16 protein-coding genes and 2 pseudogenes are annotated in these 21352 nt (G+C 40.3%); 15 read left to right on the top strand and 3 right to left on the bottom strand.

Annotated features, from left to right (window positions below; translation table 11 throughout):
• The first annotated feature begins 5 nt into the window (after nucleotides 1–5).
• From H9631_RS04235 to tagH (H9631_RS04225), 3 genes are all read left to right on the top strand, one after another.
• Nucleotides 6–2129, top strand: a complete 2124-nt coding sequence (locus H9631_RS04235; protein ID WP_191810249.1) for a CDP-glycerol glycerophosphotransferase family protein — start codon at nucleotides 6–8, stop codon at nucleotides 2127–2129.
• A gap of 163 nt (nucleotides 2130–2292) precedes the next feature.
• A complete protein-coding gene (locus H9631_RS04230) occupies nucleotides 2293–3111 on the top strand; it encodes an ABC transporter permease (protein WP_191810247.1) in 819 nt (272 codons plus the stop codon).
• Nucleotides 3112–3126: 15 nt separating this feature from the next.
• Nucleotides 3127–3933, top strand: a complete 807-nt coding sequence (tagH, locus tag H9631_RS04225) for a teichoic acids export ABC transporter ATP-binding subunit TagH (RefSeq protein WP_191810245.1) — start codon at nucleotides 3127–3129, stop codon at nucleotides 3931–3933.
• A gap of 197 nt (nucleotides 3934–4130) precedes the next feature.
• Here the strand turns inward: tagH (H9631_RS04225) and H9631_RS04220 are convergent, their stop codons facing one another.
• A complete protein-coding gene (locus H9631_RS04220) occupies nucleotides 4131–5768 on the bottom strand; it encodes a glycosyltransferase family 2 protein (protein ID WP_225220855.1) in 1638 nt (545 codons plus the stop codon).
• 38 nt (nucleotides 5769–5806) lie between these two features.
• On the opposite strand from H9631_RS04220, the pseudogene H9631_RS04215 reads away from it, so the two are divergent.
• The 9 genes and pseudogenes from H9631_RS04215 to H9631_RS04180 form a co-directional block, all read left to right on the top strand.
• Nucleotides 5807–6973 (top strand): annotated as a pseudogene (locus tag H9631_RS04215) (CDP-glycerol glycerophosphotransferase family protein); the annotation flags it as partial.
• Between the two features lie 18 nt (nucleotides 6974–6991).
• Nucleotides 6992–7810 (top strand): ABC transporter permease, encoded by an 819-nt coding sequence (locus H9631_RS04210; protein ID WP_191810241.1) that lies wholly within the window; start codon nucleotides 6992–6994, stop codon nucleotides 7808–7810.
• Nucleotides 7811–7821: 11 nt separating this feature from the next.
• Entirely contained in the window at nucleotides 7822–8631 is an 810-nt protein-coding gene (gene tagH / locus H9631_RS04205) for a teichoic acids export ABC transporter ATP-binding subunit TagH (RefSeq protein ID WP_191810239.1), read from the top strand.
• Between the two features lie 131 nt (nucleotides 8632–8762).
• Nucleotides 8763–10913, top strand: a complete 2151-nt coding sequence (locus H9631_RS04200; protein WP_191810238.1) for an Ig-like domain-containing protein — start codon at nucleotides 8763–8765, stop codon at nucleotides 10911–10913.
• 25 nt (nucleotides 10914–10938) lie between these two features.
• Nucleotides 10939–11172, top strand: a pseudogene (locus H9631_RS22685) (insertion element protein); the annotation flags it as partial.
• 16 nt (nucleotides 11173–11188) lie between these two features.
• Nucleotides 11189–11686, top strand: a complete 498-nt coding sequence (locus H9631_RS04195; protein ID WP_191810453.1) for a hypothetical protein — start codon at nucleotides 11189–11191, stop codon at nucleotides 11684–11686.
• Between the two features lie 313 nt (nucleotides 11687–11999).
• Nucleotides 12000–13352, top strand: coding sequence for a glucose-6-phosphate isomerase (locus H9631_RS04190; protein ID WP_191810451.1), 1353 nt, complete (start codon nucleotides 12000–12002; stop codon nucleotides 13350–13352).
• Nucleotides 13353–13685: 333 nt separating this feature from the next.
• Nucleotides 13686–15392: a phospho-sugar mutase gene (locus H9631_RS04185; RefSeq protein ID WP_191810236.1), complete on the top strand. Its 1707-nt coding sequence runs from the start codon at nucleotides 13686–13688 to the stop codon at nucleotides 15390–15392.
• A 249-nt stretch (nucleotides 15393–15641) separates the two neighbouring features.
• Nucleotides 15642–16838, top strand: coding sequence for a trypsin-like peptidase domain-containing protein (locus H9631_RS04180; RefSeq protein WP_191810234.1), 1197 nt, complete (start codon nucleotides 15642–15644; stop codon nucleotides 16836–16838).
• A 42-nt stretch (nucleotides 16839–16880) separates the two neighbouring features.
• Here the strand turns inward: H9631_RS04180 and H9631_RS04175 are convergent, their stop codons facing one another.
• Both H9631_RS04175 and H9631_RS04170 read right to left on the bottom strand, forming a co-directional pair.
• A complete protein-coding gene (locus H9631_RS04175) occupies nucleotides 16881–17582 on the bottom strand; it encodes a GDSL-type esterase/lipase family protein (RefSeq protein ID WP_191810233.1) in 702 nt (233 codons plus the stop codon).
• Between the two features lie 464 nt (nucleotides 17583–18046).
• The gene (locus H9631_RS04170; protein WP_191810231.1) at nucleotides 18047–18841 is read right to left on the bottom strand and encodes an SGNH/GDSL hydrolase family protein; all 795 of its coding nucleotides are present in this window, start codon (nucleotides 18839–18841) and stop codon (nucleotides 18047–18049) included.
• A 187-nt stretch (nucleotides 18842–19028) separates the two neighbouring features.
• Between H9631_RS04170 and H9631_RS04165 the strand changes: the two genes are divergently transcribed.
• From H9631_RS04165 to H9631_RS04155, 3 genes are all read left to right on the top strand, one after another.
• On the top strand, nucleotides 19029–19775 hold the full coding sequence (locus H9631_RS04165; RefSeq protein ID WP_191810228.1) for a YveK family protein: 747 nt from the start codon (nucleotides 19029–19031) through the stop codon (nucleotides 19773–19775).
• Between the two features lie 16 nt (nucleotides 19776–19791).
• Nucleotides 19792–20469 (top strand): CpsD/CapB family tyrosine-protein kinase, encoded by a 678-nt coding sequence (locus tag H9631_RS04160; protein WP_191810450.1) that lies wholly within the window; start codon nucleotides 19792–19794, stop codon nucleotides 20467–20469.
• A gap of 93 nt (nucleotides 20470–20562) precedes the next feature.
• Entirely contained in the window at nucleotides 20563–21330 is a 768-nt protein-coding gene (locus H9631_RS04155) for a tyrosine-protein phosphatase (RefSeq protein WP_191810226.1), read from the top strand.
• The last annotated feature ends 22 nt before the right edge of the window (nucleotides 21331–21352 follow it).

The raw sequence follows: 21352 nt of genomic DNA, 5'->3' as shown, positions 1-21352 counted from the left end.
TCACAATGTCTAACGGTAGAATAAGAAATAATACATTGATAAATATAAGCTTGAATGATAACTCATATGACATCGAATTATCGATTAGAAAAAGCTACATTGAGGACTGGGATGAATATTTCTTTACATTGAAACAGCGAGATGGAGTCAGGGAGATAGAAATATCTTCTGCAGTTAAGGAAGAGGCCTCTGAAGAATTTTTAATTCTTACTCTTACTCTTCCGGTCGAAAAGCATCTAGATCTGCAAATGAGTAAAAAAATCTGGGATATGTACATTAATAGAAGAAATGAGGAGGATGTATTACAGACAAGGGTCCGTAGCGAGAATGACTATCTCCGGTTTTATTCAATTATACTACCTGAACAGGGAAAAATGTTTTATCCATTTACAACAAGAAACAGGAGGCTTTCCTTTTATTGTAATGACTACTGCCTATTCGCAAATGTGGAAGAAGCAATTAATAAGGGTGACGAAATTGTTTTTTCTGGTCACTTGAATTATCCCCCTATTTTTTATGAAAAAGGTTACGAAATTAAAAAAATTCAAATGGTACTGACGAATAGTCTGGATGATGAGATAAATGTTATTCCACTTGAAGAAGTAAATAGGCCAGATCTCTATGAAAAGTATAGTGGTAATGAGCTATTGTCCAGGGCAGGGTTTAAAGGTGCTGTAAAAATAAATAAAGATACCAATATAGAAAGAAAACTATTTTATAAATTTTTTCTTGTATTGACATATGAGAAGGATGGACAGGTAGGGAATATACGAAGTAATAGGGTACGGTGGCTAAAGAACAATATTGAAGTTCAAAAGAAAGTGATACGTACCACAAATGGAAAACTTAAGGTGCAGATAAAGCCGACAAAGAAATCAAAGTTTCTATCGTTGCAAATATCAAATTACAAATTCAAAGAAGAGATTATTAATGAAGCTAAGAGAAAGTGGGTGAAATTCAGAAGAGGAAAGTTTGTACAAAAAATATATAAGAGTGCCTTTCAACTCTTGGGGAAATTGCCTGTTAAGAAGAATTTAATCATCTTTGAAAGTTTTCATGGTAAACAATATAGTGATAGCCCAAGAGCGATCTATGAATATATAAAAGATAAGAATATGGGCTATGATATGTATTGGAGCGCGGATCGAAGACATGTTTCATATTTCGAAAAGTTGGATGGGATTAAATCGGTTCGCCGCTTTTCTATAAAATGGTTGTTAATAATGGCTAGAGCCAAATATTGGGTGACGAATGCTAGGCTACCTCTTTGGTTGCCTAAGCCGAAAGGAACAATTTATCTCCAAACTTGGCACGGTACTCCGCTCAAAAGACTTGCAGCGGACATGGAAGAAGTGCACATGCCTGGAACAAATACTGACAAGTATAGAGCCAATTTTTTGTTTGAAGCAAGTAAGTGGGATTATCTGGTTTCCCCAAATGCTTATTCAACTAAAATCTTTAAACGTGCTTTTGGTTTTCAAAAAACAATGATAGAATCAGGCTACCCAAGGAATGATTTTTTAATTAATAGTAATAATGAAATGGCAATCAGAAAAGTAAAAGAATCGTGCCAACTCCCATCTGACAAAAAGATTATATTGTACGCCCCAACCTGGCGGGATAATCAATTTTATTCTAAAGGTAAGTACAAGTTTGATTTGCAATTGGATTTTAAGCTCTTGAAAGAGGAATTTGGGAACGATTATATAATTGTATTAAGGCTTCATTATCTGGTGGCAGAAAACCTAGACTTAACAGGTTATGAAGATTTTGTATTTGACTTATCTACGCATGATGATATTAGAGAACTTTACTTGATCTCTGATGTAATGATCACCGATTACTCCTCAGTCTTTTTTGACTATGCCAACTTAAAAAGGCCGATGATTTTCTTTGTTTATGACATAGAGGATTACCGGGATAATCTTCGGGGGTTTTATTTCGATTTCGAAGCAAAAGCACCTGGGCCATTGGTGAAAACGACAGAAGAGCTGATTGCGGAAGTGAAAAAAATAGATGAGCTTGGGTTCGTTCCATCTGAGAATATCGAGGAGTTTTATAATAAGTTCTGCTATTTGGAGGATGGACGCGCGAGTGAGAGAGTTGTGAAGGAAGTTTTTAAAAGTTAATGATCCAGAGGCGGTTGTTGCATAGTCAGCAGCTGCCTCTAATCTTTAATTGTCTTTTTCTCTGCCTACTTGTATAATTTACTAGGATATCGGCTTGAAAAACTGATGATTTTATCTAAGAAAAGCATCCAGATAAAACCAGGCTTTCGAAAGGACATACTGAATGAAATCTGCTATTACAGTAATTAAAGAGCAAATAGAGCATTTTTATTTGATCAGAAGGCTTTCACTTTATGAATTGAAGAGTAAAAATAAAAATAACTATCTGGGAATGGCATGGGAAGTAATTAACCCTGTCATACAAATTTTAATCTATTGGTTTGTGTTTGGAAGTATCCGCCAACGGGCCGATATAGAGGTAGTACCGGGGATGGAAGTCCCTTTCATCAACTGGCTCCTTGGGGGGTTTGTGTTGTGGACCTTCTTCTATCAATCTACAATCCAAGGATCCAAGTCTATTTATACAAGGCTGCGCATGTTATCCAGAATGAACTTTCCGATGAGCGTCATTCCTAATATCGTGATTTTTTCCCAATTTTATACACATTTGATTTTATTGGGAATCACGTTTCTTATTTTTCAGCTGTCAGGTTTTTTTGTGAGCATCTATTTTATTCAAATTATTTATTTTATTTTTGCCTCGTTTTGCTTAATTTTTGCTATATCGTTAATAACATCGACTTTATCAACGATTATTCGTGATGTTCATATGTTATTAAATGCGACATTGAGAATGCTTCTGTATCTATCGCCGGTATTGTGGCAAATAACCATGTTGGACGAACCTCTGCCGACAATCATGAAGCTGAATCCTTTATATTACTTAATTGAAGGATATCGATCTGCATTGTTTGGTACAGGATGGTACTTTATTGAACACTGGCAATATTCCCTATATTTCTGGGGATTCGTCATTATCTTGTTCTTATCCGGTGCCAAGATCCACTTGAAATTCAGAAGACATTTCATTGATTACTTATAGATGGTTGGGATCAGCATGGAAAAAGCCATTATTGTAAAAAACATTACAAAAAAATATAAGTTGTATAATGGGACGAAGGAGCGCATCTTAGATCTATTGTTGCCAAAAAGCTACGGTGAAGACTTTTTCGCTCTGGCCGATGTCAGCTTTGAAGCGGAAAAAGGCGACGTGATTGGATTTGTCGGCATGAACGGTTCAGGAAAATCAACGTTATCCAATATCATTGCCGGCATCGTTCCAGAAACGTCGGGCTCTGTCCAAGTGAACGGACAAGCATCATTAATAGCGGTTGCTGCCGGTCTTAAAGGTGATTTATCAGGCAGGGACAATATCGAATTGAAACTATTAATGCTCGGCTTTTCAAAAGAGGAAATTAAAAAACTTGAACCAGAGATCATTGAATTCTCGGAGCTTGGCAAATTCATTGATCAGCCGGTCAAGTCATATTCAAGCGGGATGAGGTCGCGCCTGGGGTTTGCCATTTCGGTCAACGTGGACCCTGATATACTGATTATTGATGAGGCGCTATCAGTCGGAGACAAGGCTTTTGCCGAAAAAAGTCTGGATAAAATGAAGGAATTCAAACAGCAAGGAAAAACCATGATCTTCGTTAGTCATTCGATTGGGCAAATGAAGAAATTTTGCGACAAAATTTTATGGCTGGAGTACGGAATGGTGAAGGATTTTGGTCCTGTAAATGAAATTCTTCCAAAATACGAGAAGTTCCTGAATGAATTTAAAAAGCTGTCCGGAAAAGAAAAAGAGAAGTACAAGGCGGAAGCGATAAAAAGGCAGCAAGAGGCCTTATTTGCAAAAGCTTAAAAGAAAATGCCTGCACAATGCAGGCATTTTTGGATTAGCAGCTCATAATTCTTCTTTTTTGGCTCATAAATGCACATTGCTGGATCATAGGCCGAATTTTCCGGATCATTAATCATCACTTTCCGCCAATTCCTAAGATCGAAGTCGATCTTCTTCCCCTCGTTGAACCACCATATTCATTATAATGCCGCAAATTCCTACTTCACATTCACCCCAAAGTTATCCCCAATCGTCGTATAAAAATCAATTTTCTTCCCGCCGTATGCGAAGATCCGTCTTGTGTTCATCTTGATGTGCAATTTCCTATAATCGTGATATCTAATGAAGAGGGTGTAACTTGCTTCATTTAATTGTGCAAGTAATTCCAGTGGAATTTCCACTTCAAACAGTCTCTCTTCGATTCGTTCGATGGGGAGGGTATATTCCTTCAATTCATTATCCCGCTGGCGGATGACAAAGCAGTTTACTTTATCAAGGTCGTCTCCGTAAATGTTAACCCGCAAAACAAACTGATTTTCCACTTTCACATGCTCTTTATACACCGCCAGCATGTTGATCCTCGCCCATTGATGTGGTTCTGCAAGCGGCAGCCGGTAGTAAGGCAGGCCATCTTCCCGTATCACCATTTCTTTTGTCGTATCTTTCAAGCTCCATTCAATCAATTTAACGATACTGTCATAGCGTTCCTGTTTGAACAGATCGACAAGCACCCTATGCCACGGCTCAAAGAAATTATCTGTAAAATCGTACTGTAGTCCCTTGGTTGTCTCGAGCACTTCTCCAAACTTCTTATAATATTTATCTTTTCGAATAGATCGAAGAAAGTGGTGCCTATTAAACAGCCTTGTTATGCAATCAAATTCATACAGCCTATTCAGCACCATCCGCTCGATTTCCTCTGGCAACTCCTTCTGGATAACATGTTTGACGACAGCCAGGTTCGTGTCCGTTTTTTCAAAAATGCTCGTCGTTCCCACAAGGCTCTTATTATCTTTGAACCGATTTACGTAGTAAATAATGTCTTTTGTTGTTGAGATGCTTGGGCAATTCGTCAGGACATCAATGAAAAACTGCTTGTCTTCCGCGAATTTCATGTGAGGGAAACGGAAGTTATAATCTCTTAAAAACTGTGTCTGCATCATCCGGGCTGTAGGCCCCAAGTGTTGAAAAATATGCGGAATGGAGCAGGGGTTGATCGACTCTCGGTATTCGCAGCTGTTATATTCTCCGGTCACAACGCGTTTATTGTTTTCCACTTTTATTGTTCGTCCGATTGCGTAGGGGTCACCGGTTTTTTCAAGAAGGTCATATAGAGCCTCAATTCCATTTGGGCTCAGCCAGTCATCCGAATCAATGAACATCGTATATTTGCCTCTAGCAAGGTCAATCCCCACATTTCTCGGCTTCGCAGGTGAGCCGTTGTTGTTTTTGAAAAAAACAGGAACGATATTTGGATATACGTCCGCATAATCCAAGATAATCGAGCGGGAACCGTCCTTCGATTTGTCGTCGACGATGATGAATTCAATCTCCTCAAAACCAATTGTTTGATCAATCACGGAATCAATCGTCTTTCGCAGTGTTTTTTCAGCGTTGTAAACAGGCATGATTACGGAAACCTTTGGATCAGGCCTTCCATTTGTTGGATGGATATAGTAGCCCTCTTGATTGTATGTATAGGAATCTGTAGCCGCTGCGGCTGATGTATTTGAAAAAATCCTAGTTAAAAAGGTAAGCATCTTAAACCTCCATGCAATTAATATAGCACTACCTATTATTTTCATTGAACGGTTTTTATAAACATCAACCGGTTTATGTACCCATTCATTGGACATACTTTGGGTATATCCAAAAATCAATGTGGTGATTAACTGTGAAAAAGAAACTGAGAAAACACCTGAAAAAACTATATAAAAAGATGTTCAGATTCATGGGCTCCTTTCTGCCCAAAGATCAAAAGCTTATCATCTTCGAAAGCTTCCTTGGAAAACAGTACAGCGATAATCCAAGAGCAATCTACGAGTACTTGAAGGAAAATTTTCCGACTTACAGGATGTACTGGAGTGTTGATAAAAGAACGGTTCATGAACTGGAGGATCGACCGATTAAAATCGTCCGCCGTTTTTCTTTAAAATGGCTTTTTCTAATGACAAGAGCGAAGTACTGGGTGACGAATTGCAGGCTTCCGCTTTGGATCAGCAAACCTTCCCAAACCATATATGTCCAGACCTGGCACGGAACTCCTCTAAAAAAGCTCGGCCTGGATATTGAACAAATTCATATGCCCGGAACAAATACGAAGAAATATAAACGAAATTTTAAAAAGGAAGCGGCAAAATGGGATTATTTGATTTCCCCAAATGGCTATTCCACTGAAATATTCAGGCAGGCATTTGATTTTAAGAAAAAAGTGATTGAGTCCGGGTATCCGAGAAACGATTTTTTAATCCAATCCAATAATGCCGTGGAGTCCGCCAAGATCAAGAACGCCTGCGGGCTTCCTATTGATAAGAAGGTGATATTGTACGCTCCGACATGGAGGGACAATCAGTTTTATGCCAAGGGGAGATATAAGTTTGATCTGCAGCTTGATCTGGATACGCTGAAAATAGAATTGGGAAATGAATACGTCATTTTGCTCAGGCTTCATTATCTCGTTTCGGAAAACCTGGACTTGTCCGGTTTGGAAGGCTTCGCATTTGATGTTTCGTCTTACGGAGACATCCGTGATCTGTATCTCATTTCCGATGTGCTGGTTACTGACTATTCATCCGTCTTTTTCGATTATGCTAATCTGAAGCGACCGATGATCTTTTTCGTCCACGATATTGAAGAGTACCGCGATCAGCTGCGCGGGTTTTATTTCGATTTTGAAAAAGAAGCGCCGGGACCGCTGGTTCGGACAACGGAAGAAGTGATTTCAGAAGTTCGTAGTATTGAGCAGTCCGAATTCACACCGTCCGAAGACTTTTATAAAAAATTTTGCCATCTGGAAACTGGGAAGGCTAGTGAGCAAGTGGTGAAAGAAATATTTCAATAGCAAAGAGGCGGGATTTTTGTGAAATCTGCCGTTATGGTCATAAAGGAACTTATTGAGAATTTTTATTTGGTCAGAAGGCTGTCACAGTATGAATTAAAAAGCAAAAATAAAAGCAATTATTTGGGAATGGCCTGGGAATTCCTAAATCCCATGATTCAAATATTGATTTATTGGTTTGTATTCGGCAGTATCCGTCATCGTGCGGATATTGAAGTAGTGCCGGGATATGAGGTTCCTTTTATTTATTGGCTGTTAGGTGGATTCATTTTATGGACATTTTTTTACCAGTCAACCATTCAGGGATCAAAATCCGTCTTTACAAGACTACGGATGTTATCGAGGATGAATTTTCCGATGAGCGTCATTCCGGCCATCGCGATTTTTTCACAGTTTTATACTCACGTTATCTTGTTCGGGGTCACGTTTGTGATTTTCCAACTGGGTGGCTTTTATGTCAGCGTGTATTTTTTGCAAGTGATTTATTTTGTTTTTGCCTCCTTTTGTTTGGTCTTTGCTATTTCTCTGATTACGTCAACTTTATCAACAATTATTAGGGATGTGCATATGCTGTTAAATGCGATGCTGCGAATGCTGCTCTATTTGTCACCGGTCCTTTGGCAATTTTCCATTTTGGAGGAGCCATTGCCGACAATTCTTAAATTGAATCCGTTGTATTATTTGATTGAAGGCTATCGTTCTGCGCTGTTTGGAACTGAGTGGTATTTACTCGTACACTGGCAATATTCCCTTTATTTCTGGGGCATTGTGATCACTTTGTTTTTAATCGGGGCTAACATTCATGCGAAATTCCGCAGGCATTTCATAGATTATTTATAGGTGTGATTAGTATGGAAAAAGCGATTATCGCGCAAAACATCACAAAAAAATATAAGCTTTACAACAGCAATAAGGAGCGTATATTGGACCTCATTACCCCCAAAAGCTATGGAGAGGACTTTTATGCGTTGGCGGATGTAAGCTTTGAAGCAGAGACAGGCGATTCTGTAGGCTTTATTGGCATGAATGGATCCGGGAAATCCACGTTGTCTAACATCATTGCCGGCATTGTACCTGAAACGTCTGGGAGCTTAGAGGTGAACGGAATAGCGTCTTTGATCGCGGTGGCGGCCGGATTGAACGGCGATTTATCAGGAAGGGATAATATCGAGCTGAAGCTGTTGATGCTCGGTTTGTCAAAAAAGGAAATTATTGACCTGGAACCGGAAATCATTGATTTTTCTGAGCTTGGAAAGTTCATCGATCAGCCTGTCAAATCCTATTCCAGCGGAATGCGGTCTCGTTTGGGGTTTGCCATTTCGGTCAATGTGAACCCGGATATTCTAATCATCGACGAAGCCCTTTCTGTTGGGGACAAGGCCTTTGCTGAGAAAAGTCTGGATAAAATGAAGGAATTCAAACGGGAAGGGAGAACCATGATTTTTGTTAGCCATTCTTTGGGACAGATGAAAAGATTCTGCGATAAAATTTTGTGGCTTGAATATGGAATGGTGAGGGAATATGGTTCTGTTGAAGGCGTGCTTCCCAAGTATGAACAGTTTTTAAATGAGTTCAAAGGGCTGTCGAGTAAAGAGAAGGCAGCTTATAAGGAGAAGGGAATGGAGAAGCAGCGTGAATTGTTGGAGCAGACTGTTCTGTAGTAACGAATTAACGCAGTGGGGGTCTGACCCCAGAAAATAAGACGGTGTTGTAAAAAATATTTTTAATTTTTATCCCCATAGGTTACAATCCTCTTAGACAGTCATTATTTTCCAATAGAAAGGTCAAGAGGATGAGACATATAAAAAGAACTCTTATTTGTATACTGATTATATTATTAAGTATGCCTGCTTCTGTATTTGCGGAGAATGAAATCGAGATAGATTCCAATCCCAGAATGCAGGTAAGCCCGCAAACAGGGGAACCGGCTGCGAATGTTTTAAATCAACCGGCTAAAAATTATATGCTGATCAGCAATGAATCTGTGAATCCCAATAGCAAACAGTCTACAGGGACTCCTGTCATCAATAACGAAAAATATCAATTAGAGAAAAATTTAAGACCAGAGGCCTTTCGAATGGATGTAAATCTTCCGTTCGATACCGAGAAACATGAAGATCGGAAGCTGCATGGAAGGTCTTTGATGTATAAAACTCTTAATAAAGTAGGGACAAAGCGGAATTTTAATGTTTTTGACTTTGATAAATTCATAGAATACAAGATTCAAGCCCAGCTTCTTTATATAGGAGAGAAAGCGAATGTATGGGGCTATGATAAGAATTTTACAAAAGAAGATGCAAAGAAGTTAGGCGATGAATTTGATGAAAATATTTACCCGACGATCACTGAGGATTTCGGGAATGAGTCCGATGTGGACGGCGATGGTAAGATCAATATTCTCTGTTACGATATAAAAGATGGATTCGAATATAACGGAGGATACATAGCTGGTTATTTTTACTCGAGGGATTTGTATGATGTGCCAGGCTCGAACAAGTCGGAAATTTTTTACATCGACACCTATCCGACAATGGGCATGGAATCAGAGAAAGATGTAACAGCCGCATACAGCACACTGGCCCATGAATTTCAGCATATGGTGAACTTTAATCAAAATGTTTTGGTTGAAGGCGGCGAGGAGATGGAGCCGTGGCTCGATGAAGGCCTGGCAATGGCAGCTGAGCAAATTTATACAGGAAGCGTATTAAAAGACCGGATTGATTATTATAATTCGTCCTATTCCGTTACAAACGGCCACTCCCTTTTGTATTGGGATGATTATGGGGACGTGCTGGCCAACTATTCCCTATCTTATCTTTTTATGCAATATGTAAAAGTACAGTCGAAACAGGGCGATGCAATTTTTAAAGAAATCATCAGTGATCCTAGCAATAGCTACAAAGCTGTTGAGAAAGCAGCCAAAAAATATATGGATCCCAAGCTTACATTCGGAAAATTAATGACGAACTTCCGAGCTGCCTTACTTTTAAAAGAAAAAAGCGGAAAGTACGGATTTAACAGCGAACCAGGCTTCAACACAATAAGGCCCCGCATTTACAAGGGATCTACCGCCAATTTACGGGGTGGGGGCGCGGTGGTTAAAGAAGCAACGGGCAATGAAACGATCCCAACTTCTAAAGGAAAGAATATTAATTACACCTTTTTTGGGCCCGGTGAGCCGAGAGATCACACAGCACCTGCCAAACCAGTTGTACAAAAAGTGAGTGATCGGGATACCGTTGTCAAAGGTAGTGCCGAGGCAGAAGCTACGGTATATGTAAAAGCAGGTACTGCAAATTTAGGAAAGGCCGTTTCTGATAGCCAAAAGTCATTCTCGGTCACGATTAAAAAACAAAAAGCCGGTACCAAGCTAGAAGTATACGCCGTTGATAAAGCCGGGAACAAAAGTGATGCGGCTACTGTGACAGTGATTGATAAAACGCCGCCAGCCATGCCAACTGTATCCAAGGTCAGCAATCGGGATTTGAAAGTGACCGGGAAAGCGGAGGCAGGCTCCAAAGTCACCGTTAAAGCCGGTGGCAAGGTCATTGGCTCAGCTACGGCCGATAAAGCTGGGAAATATGTGGTGACCCTGAAAGCGAAGCGAAAAGCCGGGACTGCTCTATATGTGAAAGCTACTGACAAAGCCGGCAACGCCAGCAAAGAGCGGAAAGTCATTGTGGTGGATAAAATCCCTCCCAAAGTACCTGAAGTAAATAAAGTAACAAATAAAACAACGACGGTTAAGGGCAAAGCAGAGAAGGGAGCCACTGTCTACGTGAAAAGTGGAAAAAAAGAGCTTGGTACTGCCGTCGTCAATAGTAAAGGCAACTTCTCTGTGAAAATAAAGAAACAAAAAGCCGGAACAGTTTTGAACATATATGCAAAAGATAAAGCCGGGAACACGGGCAAGGCAGCAAAAGTGACAGTGAAAAAAGCATAGCAAAAAAGAAGGTCGTCCTCAAAAATTAAATGTAAGTGATAAGGTTGCCAGTTCCTTTATCCAACAAATTTAGCGGAGACTTTCTAAATTAGAAAGACCGTTAGTAACCGCCAGAGGAGACCAAAAAAGTTATATATATGCGAACTTTAATCCCAAATTGCTTTAACCATCTTACGAACCTTCTTGGGATAAAGAAGAATTAACTCCAGCTCAAAGAATCGGGCTAATAGATAAGGCTTCTACAATATATTTCAGATAGAAGGAAGGTTCGTATGATGGATAGAGAGTACAAAATTTATGCGGAAAAAGTATTGAAACATCTCTTCTTAGGGGCGCAAGTTGACGGAATGCAGTTTGGGATGTCTCCAGCTACAATAAAGATTTATTTTACAAATTTCAAAGGTTCGGGTGGATCGGATGATTATGGTGGGCAATTATATCTCAACATCGAATCAAAATGGTGTTTATTTGATAGTCCACCCGAAAAATATCCATCAAATGAGGATGAAATTGAAGATTATTCTGAGGATGAAGAATACAGTAGAATTTATAAAATTAGGAGACAAAAAGTTGTAGATATAAAATTAGAAGAAAAAACACCGCATCTGTTTATAACATTAGAAAATGGGTATACAATTTTTGTGAATGGTTTTCACGAAAAATACGAATGTTGGCAAGCAGGAGTACAATTTGGCGACGAAACTTGGCTTGTAGTTTCAGTTCCTAACAATGAAATTGCTGCTTGGGCTCCTGATAGGTTTAATGCCGAATAAAAAATAGCTGATGGATGACAATCCATCAGCTATTTTTTCATGTTTACTGTGTTTTTTGGTGCGAAGTCACAAAAGATTTGATATTAGATTAACCTTGTTTGTATCTTAACACGGAACTCGGTTACCATAATAGGACGGCTTTTTTTTATAGATAATCAAAATTTAAAAACATCTAGCTTTTTTTAAATGAATGCATTATAATCAATTAAATCGTTCTTTTTCAAGAACGAAATAGGCCAATTTTGTGCACATTGTTCAGGTGTGCTTTTTTAGAAAATGATTGTTCTTTATAAAGAATTTTGTGAGGGGGGATATTGTGAGTCATGTTGGTTTTGATTACTCGAGCGCATTGAGCTTTTTCGACGAGTATGAACCGTGCCATTTCCAAGATACGGTTACCTTCATTCATGACCGACTGCATCAAAGTCATGGCAAGATGCTGGGCTGGGTTGATCTTCCTAGAGATAATGACCGTGAACGGATCCAGGACGCTGCAGCTAAAATTCAGAATCAAAGCGATGTCTTGGTGGTCATCGGCGTCGGCGGTTCTTATTTGGGGGCCCGCGCTGCTATAGAGATGCTCAATCATCATTTTTACAATGTCCTATCTAAGCAGGAAAGACGGACCCCTCAAATTTTTTATGTGGGGCATACCTTTAGTCCTGTCTACATTGCGGATCTGGTAAAACTGTTGAATGACAAAGATTTTTCAATAAACGTCATTTCAAAATCAGGAACCACAATGGAACCAGCCATTGCTTTTCGGATTTTCCGTAATTTGCTTGAGGAAAAGTATGGGAAAGCGGGAGCGCGACATCGCATCTTTGTTACAACTGATCAAAAGAAGGGAGTCTTGAAAGCGTTAGCCGATATAGAGGAGTACGAAACATTTGCTGTTCCTGACAATATTGGTGGTCGTTATTCTGTATTAACTCCAGTTGGTTTGCTTCCGATTGCGGTTAGTGGGATAGACATAGAAGAGGTTATGACTGGGGCAGAGCAGGCACGTTTTGACTTGGGGAAACCGGTTATCGAGGAAAATCCTGCTTATCAATATGCAGTCATTCGACATATTTTGTACCAAACAGGTAAAACGATAGAACTGTTCGTTCATTATGAGCCATGTTTGCGTTTCCTGGCTGAATGGTGGAAACAGCTTTTTGGAGAAAGTGAAGGAAAGGATTACAAGGGCATCTTTCCAGCTTCCGTCCAATATTCAACTGATCTTCATTCCATCGGTCAATATGTGCAGGAAGGTCGGCGTGATCTGTTTGAAACGGTAATAAAAGTTCTGAATCCAGCTGATGACATAATGATTAAAAAGGATGAAAGGGATTTAGACGGACTGAACTTCCTGGCTGGGCAAACCTTGGACTTTGTCAACAATCAGGCCCTTGAAGGAGCTAAGATTGCACATACGGACGGAGGCGTCCCGAACCTTGTCATCGAAATTCCGAGAGTCAATGCGTACACATTTGGGTATCTTGTCTACTTTTTTAAAAAAGCCTGCTCAATGAGTGGCTATTTGAACGCAGTCAATCCATTCGACCAACCAGGCGTGGAAATGTATAAGAATAATATGTTCGCGCTGCTTGGAAAGCCTGGTCATGAACTAAGGATGAAAGAGTTGAAAAAGAGGTACTTGGATACGTTTGAAAAAGTGTGATTTCTGTAGGGGGCAGTCAGAAAGATACTGTCCGGAGTTCGGAGATACTGTCCAGAATTGAGAAATACTGTCCAAAGTTCGTGGGAAGTTGTCCAAAGTAAAGAAATCCAGTTCAAAATCCGCACTGTTGTCCCGAATATCGAAATACAATCCAAAGTCTGCGGAATACTGTCCGAGACATAGAAATACTATCCAATTCCCGCAGCATACTATCCTAATTTCAAAAATACTGTCCAAAGTTCGCAAAATACTAGCTAACATTCCAAAATACCAAACTCCTATCCTAACTTGGCGCAGCCCCTACGGCTCGCACAAAGAAAGGCGTGAAACTTAATGCAGTGGAAATCGATCATGGCTCATTGGCTGGAGCACTTGCCCCCTGAAGATCCTCTAAGAATAGAATTGCAGAATGAGCCTAACCCAGAAGATTGCTTTGACAACAGTTTAGAGTTTGGAACCGCGGGGATCCGCGGGCGTCTTGGACCAGGCACAAATCGGATGAATATTTACACTGTGCGAAAAGCGGCCGCAGGGCTGGCAAAATATATCACAGATCAGGGGCAGGACGCGATGAAGTGTGGTGTAGCAATTGCCTACGATTGCAGGCATATGTCGCCAGAATTCGCACTCGAATCGGCGAAAATTCTTGGGATGTATGGAGTTCGCTCTTTCCTTTTCAAAGATCTTCGACCGACACCGCTGCTTTCGTTTGCCGTTCGCTATCTCAGGACGTACGCCGGCATTATGGTCACAGCCAGTCATAATCCGCCTGACTACAATGGATTAAAAATGTATGGCCCAGACGGAGCGCAGCTTCCGTTGCAAGCAGTTGACAGCATTGTCAATAAAATTCAAACAATCGAATCTGAATTTTTACTGAATCCCCCTCACGAAAAAGAACTTCAACAACAGGGTTATATTACATATATTGGTCATCAAATAGACAATGCCTATCTTGATTCACTTACCACAATCAGGTTGAACAAAAAAATCCAGAATGACTTGCGGATTGTGTTCACTCCTTTGCACGGAACTGCCACTCAGCTTGTCCGAAAAGCTTTTAATGCGGCTGGCAATTACAATGTAACTTTAGTCAAAGAGCAGATGCATCCCGATCCTGATTTTCCGACAGTCACATCACCTAATCCCGAAGAGCGTGCTGTGTTTGAGCTCGCCATTCAGTACGCAAAGGAAGTCGATGCCGACGTTTTATTGGCAACAGATCCGGATGCTGACCGCCTTGGGGTCGCGGTAAAAAATCCTGCAGGAGAATATGTTGTGTTAACGGGTAATCAATTGGGAGCACTCATGCTTCATTACTTGCTTGAGCAAAAAAGCTTGCCACATAATGGTGTCATTATCAAAACAATCGTCACTTCAGAGTTGGGAAGAGCCATTGCGTCCGATTTTTCGGTTAAAACCATTGATACGCTGACAGGCTTTAAGTTTATTGCGGAAAAAATAGATGAATTTGAGAGTACAGGAGAGTGTCAGTTTTTATTTGGGTACGAGGAGAGCGGCGGTTATCTGATAGGAGATTTCGTCCGCGATAAGGATGCAATCCAGTCGGTGATGCTTGCTGCAGAAATGGCATCTTATCATAAGCACCAGGGAAATTCGCTGTACGAGGTACTGACGGGTCTTTTTGAAAAATATGGGTACTATCAGGAGTCGCTAAAATCTATAAAATTGGAAGGGAAGGATGGATCAAAACAAATCGCTCGTATTATGGATGCCTTTCGAATGGACCCACCTAGCCAAACCATAGAATTGGAAGACTATTTAGCAGGCGAATCCATACATGCTCCAAGTGGATTAAAGTCTCTCATAGATTTGCCAAAGTCAAATGTACTGAAGTTCAAGCTTTCCGATGAATCTTGGTTCTGCATCCGTCCATCCGGAACTGAACCGAAATGTAAATTTTATTTTGCCGTAAAAGGTAAGACGATGGCCGACAGTAAAGAAAAACTCTCATTGTTGGAAAAAGCAGTGATGAAAAAAGTAAAATGGTTAATAGAGTATATGGCCGCTGGAAAATGACCATCCAGTGCTTTTTTTATAAGGCTTTCAAGGCATGGAAAAGGACTTTACCTGAAGTGCCAAAGTTTTAGCACTGACTTTGGCATCCGATGAAAAATTCCAAAGATCAATAAAGATGTACAGAGCCGATTTTGAACGGATTTTTAGTGAAAATCTAATTTTGTAAAATGCTCATATTAAATATCCTTCCACCTATAGTATAATTAGCAAAAATAGATAATTTTTCCCAGAAAGAAAGAGGTGGGGATATTGTACTGTCCAAATTGCGGTGCAGAAAAACAAAAAAGGGGTCAATATTGCAGCGAATGTGGAAAGCCGATCAAAGCTGCTAAAGGATCACGTTCAACATTCATCATGTCTTTGCTGGCTTTACTGATCGCATTAGCTGGAACGGGGTTGGGAATCTTTTTCTTTTTTAATAAAAAAGAAGAACCAGTACAAGTAATAAAGGCAGGCCATGAGCCTAAACCAGCTACACAAGTCATAGAAAAAGATCAGAAAAAAGAACAGGATCAAGAGAAAGAACAAGAACAACAGCCTGAAACGAAGCCAGAGCTGGAAAAGCAGAAAGAGGTAAAAGCATCCGAAGCTCCAGAAACAAAAAGTAAAACAGAAATTATTAAAAATTCCCAAGATAAGGTATTTACTATTTTCACCGACACAAGTCAAGGGTCAGGATTTTTATTTTCCAATAAAGGGGATGTCGTAACCAACGCCCACGTAGTTGCAGGGTTTACAGATGTAATGGTGAAAAGCAGCGATGGAACGGAATATCAAGGGCGGGTTATCGGTATTTCGGATGTAGTCGATATTGCCCTCATCCGCGTTGATTCATTGTCTGGAAAAGAACCGCTGTCAACAGAAATGGCACAAACTGCTGCGGGTACAGAAGTCATTGCGCTTGGCAGCCCGCGAGGATTGGAAAATACGGCATCCATCGGATATTTGACAGGAATCGACCGTGATATCCTAGGTGATTTTAATTATGAAAAAGTATATCAAATCGATGCCCGGATTGCGCCGGGAAGCAGCGGTGGCCCGCTATTGGATGCAACAACAGGAAAAGTGATCGGCATCAACTCTGCTGTATTGATTGAAGACGAATCCATAGGCTTTTCAATACCTATGTTCAGTGTACATAACCAATTTATTACATGGTCTCAGAACCCGATGAGTGCGGAAGAGGTCAGCAACTTGTTCGACTTCTACGATGAATATAATGATTATTGGGAGTGGAACGACTCAGATTGGGAATACAATGAAGATGACTATTACGACTGGGAAAATGATGACGAGTCGGAAAATCAAGATGTGGACGGCTCTCATGATGAAGAGCTTGAGGAATCGGAAGCTCCTTCTGAAGATGAACAACCTAAATCCGATCCAAAGTTAGAAAATGATGAGTCAGGCAACGAACATCCAGATGAAGAAGCGAATACAGAGTAAAAGCAGGGGCAAGGCTCTATTTTATGGGGCCTTGCCACTTGTTTATGGACCAACGTATTCTTTTATGGACTCTCTCCAAAGGATATAACCTTTTCCAGTTAAATGGATTCCATCTACTGTATACTCTTCCGGAAGCTGATCATCCTTGGCGAAAGTGGAGTAAAGATCAATAAAGTGAACACCTGAACTGTTTGCCAAAGAGCGCAACTTCATGTTCATTTTCTTGATTTTATCGTTTGTTAAAATATTGCCATACCTGCTGTTATTAACAGGGAGCAAACTTTGGATAAAGATCTCCGTATTGGGTGAACCGGTTTGAATTCGATCAATGATGACAGAATAACTTTTGAAGGTAGCAGAAACACTGCGGTTCTTTAAATCATTCACACCGATAAGAAGAAAAATTTGCTTTGGTTGAGCAGTAATTACACTATCCAGCCGATCAAGAACCCCTTCCGTCGTATCACTGCCAATACCTCGGTTAATCACATTTTTTCCAGGAAAAAGCTCACTCCATTCCGTTCTGAAAGTAAGGCTATCCCCTAAAAATACGATGGAACCCGGTGGAATTGGCAACTCGTTAAATAAAGTCGTCCGTTCATAATAATGAAAGCCCGTTCTTTTGACAGCATTGGACTTCTTTGCACCCGCATCAACTTTATCAAACTTAACGAAAGAGAGCCCCGTTATAATAAGGAACAGCAAGTTAAACCCGATAGAAATAAAAAGAATTTTTCTGCCCATGATACACCTCAGGATTGTTGTAATAACAAGAGTACCATAAAAAGTCGTGAAGGTTTACATGAATTTTAAGGTTCGAAAACCTTGCTGCTTGGCCTGGAGAGGGTGGAAGTTCTGCCTTTGAATCACTATCCTTAAAAGCGGAAAAACTGTTTGGGATGTTGATTTACTGTCCGAAGTTCCGGGATACTGTCTGAGATTTCGAATTACTGTCCGGGAAGGAGTAATACCATCTGTAAATTTGTAATACTGCCCGTGATTTGAAAAGCTATCCGTTTTACTATAGATACTGTCCAGAATTCATAAATACTATCCATTTTGCTATAGATACTGTCCCCGATTCGAAATCTCACCCTGTTGCCCGAGTTACTCTATCCGAAATTAGAAACAATTGTCCGCCCAAGCATAGTTACTGTCCACGCACTCCAAAATAAAAAAAGGAACCAGCTCCCCGCTGGTCCCCTCGCTTACTTCGCTATAAAATAATCTCTCAAAAATTCGAACCACACTTCGTGTCCCTTTTCGTTTGGCGCACTTTGCTTATCTTGCAAATATGTGCGGAGCTCTTCATTTTCCGGCTCTGGCCACTCACTCCAGTGATCCAGGTAGTCTAAGCCCTCTACGTTGGCAAATTCTTTCAATTGATTGACTTGAGAAGGATAGAAGGTTGCGCCATGAATCGGATGCGGCGGCTGCAGGACCACAAGTGCATCCTCATTCTGCTCTTTTACAGTAGAAATAAACGTTAGAATGTTTTCTTGGCTGTCTTCCACTTCGACATTTCCATTATCATTCAATGTAAAAGGTTCGAACAAAACAAAATCCGGATTGAATTTAGCGACTTCATCAGCGTGTCCATTATTGATGAATTCATCTGACCTCTCCGCGTATTCAAATAGTTCCACTTCCACGGTATCGCCATATGTTTTATCCATTGCTTCTTGGAGCATCACAGACCATCCTCCGTCCTCTTTACCGACTGATTCAGAGCCGACGAAAGCAATATTATAAGGGCGCCCTTCCTCGACAGCTTTTTTAAAAGCATCCTGAGCCTTCTTAGGCCAGTTAGCCGTAGAGGCCAATACATCCTTTGCCTCCGATTTGACCGGTTTCTTTGTTTTCCCTTTCGAACTAGCTGCATCTTTTTTCTCAACCTTTGGCGCCGGAGCATAAGCACTTGTCTTCTCTTTCCAATATAAGTGAGCTGCACCGAGAAAGAGGACTGTTATTACGATGACGATTAAGGTAAAAAACTTGCGCATATGAATCCCCCTGATTTTTAAAATAACATTAAGAATTTGTAAAAAATGTAAAATATGTATTCGTCCACTCAAAAACGTCTAGCTTTTTTCTATTATACGACATATAATCGTACCTAGTGGTCTATTTTTACATAAAAACCTATGATTTAACATGCCATAAATTAAAAAGTTTGTCTAGGAGGATAACATGGAAGAAACAATCAGTCTCAGAGAGCTTATGGAGACTATCCGGAAGCGTCTAAATTTAATCGTGCTCATTACTATGGCTGCCGTTCTGATCAGCGGAATTGTCAGTTATTTCGTTATCACGCCAATCTACCAATCTTCTACACAGCTATTGGTGAATCAGACGAAGAGCGACCAGACTATAGTGAATCCGGGAGAAATTCAAACAAACCTGCAATTGATTAATACATATAGTGTCATTATCAAGAGTGCTGCAATTTTAAATCAGGTTAATGAAGACTTGGATTTGGGCATGACAGTCAGTCAATTAGATAAAAAAATTACAGTCCAAAGTGAAAAAGATTCGCAGGTTGTCAATATAACCGTACAGGATCCCGATCCTAATCAAGCGGCGGAAATTGCCAACCAGATCGCAACTGTTTTTCAAAAAGAAATTGTAGACATCATGAACGTCGATAATGTCAGCATCCTTGCAAAAGCGGAAGTGGGAGAAACTCAGTCACCTGTAAAGCCAAGGCCAATTCTTAATATTGCCATTGCCTTCATTGTAGGACTTATGGCGGGAATCGGGATTGCTTTCTTATTAGAATATCTGGACAATACGGTGAAAACAGAACAGGATGTAGAAAAACTATTAGAGCTTCCTGTTCTCGGTGCCATTGCCACTTTTGAAGAACAGGATATGCAAAAAATGTCTCGGACAGAAAGAAGTCCAAGACTGAGGAGTGAGACACTTGGTTCGAAGTAGCAAAGGTAAAAAAGCCATGCAGTCTACAAGGCGAAAGCTGATTACAAAACTGAATCCTAAATCTCCAATCTCGGAACAATACCGGACGATTAGGACCAATATAGAATTCTCGTCTATAGATGAAGAGATTCGCAGCATCATGGTGACATCTTCAGGGCCAGGTGAAGGAAAATCAACTACGACGGCCAACCTGGCGATCGTATTCGCCCAACAAGGGAAACGTGTGCTGTTGATTGATGCTGACCTTCGGAAACCGACAGCGCATTACACATTCGGTATCACGAATACATTTGGCCTGACAAACGTATTGACCCGACAAATGGAGTTGAAGGATGCGATCAAAACGACGGATGAAGAATTACTCCATGTGTTGCCTTCCGGGCCCATTCCGCCAAATCCCGCTGAATTGTTAAGCTCAAAAGGTATGAAGGAGTTTTTCAAAGAGGCGAAAGACGCATATGACATGATCATTTTCGATACTCCTCCTGTTTTGGCAGTGACAGATGCACAGATTCTGTCGAATCAATGTGATGGTACTGTACTGGTTATTTCGAGCGGTAAAACAGAAATTGAAGCAGCAGCTAAAACGAAAGAACTGTTGGAAGCAGCCAATGGTAAAATCCTTGGTGTTGTTTTGAATAATAAAAAGATGAACAGAAGCAATGACTATTATTACTATTATGGGGCAAATTAACTAATCGACAAGTTTTGCTATTTACTAATGCGGAAATTCCAGTGGAATGGTAAAATATTAAATAATGTCTATACAATAGGGGAGGAAACCGCATTGATAGATATACATTGTCATATATTGCCCGGTATTGATGACGGCGCTGGTGATTTTACAGAAAGCCTGCTTATGGCCCAAAAAGCTCAAGAAGAAGGCATCAAGAAAATCATTGCAACGCCGCATCATCAAAATGGAAAATATAATAACTTCAAAGAGGAGATTATTCAAAAGACGAATGAACTGAATGATTACCTCAAAAGTGAACAGGTAAAAATAGAAATCTTGCCAGGACAGGAAACTCGCATTTACGGAGAAATGGTCGAGGACTTTGACCAAGGCGAGATTTTAACATTAGCTAACATTTCTTCCTATGTATTTGTCGAACTGCCATCTGGTCATGTGCCACGTTATACGGAGCAGCTTTTGTACGATCTGCAGATGAAGGGTCTTACACCTGTTATCGTTCATCCAGAAAGGAATTCCGAACTGATAGAACAGCCAGAGAAATTGTACAAACTGGTGAAAAACGGAGCAGCTACACAGATAACGGCTGGGAGTTTCGTTGGTTACTTTGGGAAAAAGATCCAGAAATTCACTGCGGATCTAATCGAAGCTAATCTCACTCACTTTGTGGCATCGGACGCACACAATACGCACAATCGAACGTTTAAGATGGAAGAAGCTTGTGAATCTATCCACAAACAATATGGAACAGACGTCCTGTTTATGTTTTTGGATAATGCTGAAGCCATTGTAGACGGAAAAGATATTTTTAGAGAAATCCCTGAACGAGTAAAAAAGAAGAAACTCTTTGGCCTTTTTTAATTCACCAAAGGTTTTGGAAGTT

Origin of the sequence: Bacillus norwichensis, from assembly GCF_014836955.1 — a bacterium.
Classification (GTDB): domain Bacteria; phylum Bacillota; class Bacilli; order Bacillales; family Bacillaceae_C; genus Siminovitchia; species Siminovitchia norwichensis.
This window is presented reverse-complemented; position numbering and strand designations above follow the sequence as displayed.